Annotated in this window: 3 protein-coding genes and 1 pseudogene; 1 reads left to right on the top strand and 3 read right to left on the bottom strand. The window is 47.7% G+C overall.

The window, feature by feature from the left end:
* Positions 1-342 precede the first annotated feature (342 nt).
* Complete coding sequence (locus DW677_RS17585; protein WP_117513100.1) at positions 343-1,188, bottom strand: bifunctional 5,10-methylenetetrahydrofolate dehydrogenase/5,10-methenyltetrahydrofolate cyclohydrolase; 846 nt, start codon at positions 1,186-1,188, stop codon at positions 343-345.
* Positions 1,185-1,805 (bottom strand): cyclodeaminase/cyclohydrolase family protein, encoded by a 621-nt coding sequence (locus DW677_RS17590; RefSeq protein WP_117470225.1) that lies wholly within the window; start codon positions 1,803-1,805, stop codon positions 1,185-1,187. Before DW677_RS17590 ends, DW677_RS17585 begins: the two co-directional genes overlap by 4 nt.
* Positions 1,806-2,375: 570 nt before the next feature.
* Here DW677_RS17590 and DW677_RS17595 point away from each other — a divergent pair.
* Positions 2,376-3,593, top strand: coding sequence for an argininosuccinate synthase (locus DW677_RS17595; protein ID WP_117470196.1), 1,218 nt, complete (start codon positions 2,376-2,378; stop codon positions 3,591-3,593).
* 270 nt (positions 3,594-3,863) lie between these two features.
* Here DW677_RS17595 and DW677_RS18580 read toward each other — a convergent pair.
* Positions 3,864-4,198, bottom strand: a pseudogene (locus DW677_RS18580) (IS4/IS5 family transposase); the annotation flags it as partial.

Here is a 4,198-nt window from a genome sequence, read left to right on the forward strand (position 1 = left end):
TCTAAAACAGAATGGTGACCGCTGAGCTCCGTAAAATGCACCTTGTAAGAATCATGCTTAATGCATAATTAGAGGTGGCTAACTTCATCAAATAAAATGATAACTCTGCCTTCTTTATCTGTCTAAATAAGAATGTGCTTTGGCACATTCTCGCACCTCGCGCGGTCGCTTGCGACTATCTACATCTTCGCGCGAGTGTGCAGCTTTGGCACGTCAGTGCCTTTTTATGTAACGGGGAATTCCTCGGAATTTCCTGTTACATAAAAATCCCCGGCTATACCCGCCGGGGACCCTGTTCGAAAAATCCTTTATTTATGCTCTTTCCCGAAAAATTCAGAAAATTTACCGATTCACCTTTCTCTCCGCCGCCATCGCCAGATGCTTCGCCAGTACAGCCGTCGTCACAGCTCCGACGCCGCCCGGGACCGGGGTCGCCGCGGAGGCTTTTTCTTCCAGACCTTCCCAGAGGACGTCGCCGCAGAGCTTTCCGTTCTCATCCACGTTGATTCCAACGTCGATCAGCACAGCTCCTTCCTTTAAGAAGGACGCGTCTAACATCTTCGCCTTACCTGCCGCCGCGACGAGAATGTCCGCTTCCCGGCAGACTGCCTTTAAGTCCTTCGTCTTTGTATGGCACACAGTCACCGTCGCGTTTTCCTTCAACATCAACATGGACAGCGGACGTCCAACGACCATGCTGCGTCCGACGATCACCGCGCGCTTTCCTTCCATTGGAATATCAAATGCCTTTAACACCTCAATGACCGCCTCAGCCGTACACGGAGCAAAACCGTCCTTCTCTCCTGCAAACACCTTCGCCGTATTCACTGCACAGATTCCGTCGAGGTCCTTCTCCGGCCGGATCATCTGCTCCGCACGTTTTTCATTGATATACTTCGGCAGCGGGCGAAATAACAGAATTCCGTCGATGGCCTCGTCATCATTGATCTTCTGGAACTCCGCAAAGAACTCCTCCTCTGTGATATCCGCCGGATACACATATGACTTTGTCTCCATTCCATATGCCGCAATACGTTTCATGACATTTCTCTCGTAGGAGAGATCATCCGGCCGCTCGCCAATGCGGACGATAGCCGCTGTCGGCACATATCCTCCTAATTTCCCGTTCATCGCGAGAACCTGTTCCTTGATTTTCGCAGAAACCTCTGCACCTTTTAATGTGATCATCCTCTTACCGCCTTTAATACAATCCCATAGATCCGGTCTGCCTGTTCCGTTCCCTTCCTTATAAGAAGCTCCGCCTGGCTGTTCATCTCCTCGGCATACTCTCGGTCCTTCATCATCTTCGTATTGATATACACGCTCATGACCGCTCCGAGAAGTGCTGACCGGATCCCCTGAATCCCGACACCCGCGTCACTCACCGCAAGCCGGCTTCCGTGGAGCGCCAGAAACTCGATATCGTCCATCACGCTGACCGCCCGCTCCATGACTTCCATCGGGACCTTCGCCGCAGCCTTCAGGCATTCTTCCATCCGCTCTTCCTTTTCCGTCTTCTCTTCCTTCGTCTCCGCCTTCATGCGGTAAACCTCCGAGAGTGGCTGAAACGCCTGCTCGTCCGCCTTCTCAAGCCGGATAAAATCCATTCTCGCCCCGCCAAGTCTCGCAAGGATCTTCTGGACATCTTCCTCATATATCGCAAACTTCTTCTTTCCCGAAGTCAGGTTCCCCACCATCTCACCGAGAGCCGTTCCGATGGCGCCGTAAACTGCCGCCGCACTTCCGCCCCCCGGAGTCGGTGCCTTGGATGCCAGGGCTTCCAGGTATTCGTTCCACTGTTCCATGAACACGTTTCCTTCCATATTTACTCTCTGCGCAGCTATCCCGGTCTTCTGATACTGCCATATCCTTCCATACAATATGGCAGGCGGCTGGCGCAGTCTTGAAACCTATTATCCATGATTTCACAGTGCTTGTCAATCCTGACTCTATATTTCCTACCATCTCTATATGATTTTCATTCTGACATCCGCCCTGATTTCATTTCCTGTCCGCCACTCTCTCCCTCTGCTTTTCCACCACCAGATCCTTTTTATTTTCCCCGCCGGGTAACTATTCAGTACCTTCATAGTTACGTGCAAAAATCCATTCCAGATCAGCTTCGCTGAGGGGATTTTTGCCTTCCAGCCTATGTTTTCTTACGGTCAGCGCAGCAAGTGCGCAGACCTACTGAACAGTTACCCCGCCGGCACATATCTTTCTCCTCCCGCCTCTCCCAATTTATGCATTGCTTATGTATAATATGCACTTTATTTCATAAAAATGCATTTTACGCTTGACATTATGCATATTCGGATGTATATTTATGAAGCATAAAGAAAACAACGTCTGAAACAGATCGGAGGATAACAATTATGAAAGAGAAAGTTATTTTAGCATATTCCGGCGGACTCGACACAACAGTTCTGATTCCGTGGTTAAAAGAAAATTATGATTACGATGTAGTCTGCGTCTGCATCGACGTAGGACAGGGAAATGAGTTAGATGGTCTGGAAGAGAGAGCAAAATACTGCGGAGCTTCCAAATTATATATCGAGCATGTTGTCGATGAATTCTGCGACGAGTACATCGCTCCGTGCGTAAAAGCAAACGCTACCTACGAGAACAAGTATCTCCTCGGTACCGCAATGGCCCGCCCGCTGATCGCGAAGATTCTTGTTGATATCGCGAAGAAGGAAGGCGCTGTTGCGATCTGCCACGGTGCTACCGGTAAAGGAAACGATCAGGTTCGTTTCGAGCTTGGCATCAAGGCCCTTGCCCCGGATATGAAGATCATCGCTCCGTGGAGAACCTGGAATATCCAGTCCCGTGAGGAAGAATTAGAGTACTGCGCAAAACATAACATCGATCTTCCATTCAAGAAGAACGACAGCTACAGCCGTGACCGCAACATCTGGCACATCAGCCATGAAGGTCTTGAGCTGGAAGATCCGGCACAGGCTCCGAACTACGATCATATGCTCGTACTCGGCGTAACACCGGAGAAGGCACCGGATGAAGAGACTGAGATCTCCATCTCCTTCGAGAAAGGATTCCCGGTTGCATTAAATGGCGAGAAGATGAAATTCTCCAAGATCCTCACAAAATTAAATGAGCTCGGCGGAAAGAACGGAATCGGCATCACCGATATCGTTGAGAACCGTATGGTCGGCATGAAGTCCCGTGGTGTTTATGAAACTCCTGGCGGAACGATCCTTCTCGAAGCTCACAAGCAGTTAGAGGAACTGATCTTAGACAAAGAGACATTAAAATATAAGAAGAACATCGACAACGAGTACGCTGATGTCGTTTACTCCGCAAAGTGGTTCAGCCCGTTACGGGAGGCATTACAGGCATTCGTTGAGTCCACTCAGGAATATGTGACCGGTGAGTGCAAGATGAAGCTCTACAAGGGCAACATCATCAAGCAGGGCACAACTTCCCCGTATTCCTTATACAACGAGAGCATCGCTTCCTTTACAACCGGTGATCTCTATGACCACCATGACGCTACCGGCTTCATCAATCTCTATGGACTCTCCACAAAGGTTCGCGCAATGAAGAAGGCAGAGGTCGAGAAGAACCAGAAATAATAACTCTCTTTCATAAAAAACTTAGGCTTGATCCCGGCAGGACATGTTCCCGCCGGGATCTTTTCTTCAGCTGTTCAGATTCAATGTCACTTAGTTAAGCTTTTTACAAATTAATGGATTTGTGTGCATCTAGCGTGAAAAGGATGTGGTAAACAAAAAAGATTAAAACAATCTTCGTTCAAAAAATCATATAAATATCAGGCACGACTTTAAGACAGACTTTCGTCTGCCTTAAAATTAGTGTATAATAGAATTGTCAGCTACTCTATGTTATACAAAACGGTAAGAGAAGCTGAGCGGTTTTTGGACTCTATGCTGGCGGGCATAGTTTCTATCGGGCCTGATAGGTAGGATATACTTACTTATCAGGCTTTCTAGATTTGGTGGTGCGACTCCTCTTAGAAAATCAAAACAGATTTTCATTGCGAGAGAAAAGTTGACTTGGTACTCATATTTGCGATCCATACTTTTTACTGGTACATGTAAAATAATTATGGAACAGAAATTGTACAAAATGAGCCTGCTCCACAGTTCAAATGCAACATACTCTGTTTTTTTAGAGTGTAAATTAACCTGTTGTGCTAGATAAAATAATATAAAGAAAC

This window comes from Clostridium sp. AM25-23AC (assembly GCF_003435125.1).
Taxonomy (GTDB): Bacteria; Bacillota; Clostridia; order Lachnospirales; family Lachnospiraceae; genus Pilosibacter; species Pilosibacter fragilis.